Here is a 213-nt window from a genome sequence, read left to right on the forward strand (position 1 = left end):
AATCAAACCTTCCAACAGCTTTTCACGGCTGTTGGAAGGTTTGATTAATTTAGATGCACCTATCTCTGGCATTTTACTAGATATGCGTGATAATCCAGGTGGTGTACTGACATCGGCAGAGAGCGTGGCCAGTTTATTTATGGATGATACAGATGTGGTGCAGGTGCAAGCACGTCATAATAAATCAAGGGTACTATCGACCCAAGGTGATGC

1 protein-coding gene is annotated in these 213 nt (G+C 43.7%); it reads left to right on the forward strand.

Annotation, left to right across the window (positions count from 1 at the left end):
* Nucleotides 1–213 (forward strand): S41 family peptidase (locus V6252_RS13465; RefSeq protein WP_341610772.1); only part of this gene is annotated, 213 nt, incomplete at both ends.

It is taken from the genome of Psychrobacter proteolyticus, from assembly GCF_038155145.1.
In the GTDB taxonomy this organism is placed as follows: Bacteria; Pseudomonadota; Gammaproteobacteria; order Pseudomonadales; family Moraxellaceae; genus Psychrobacter; species Psychrobacter proteolyticus_B.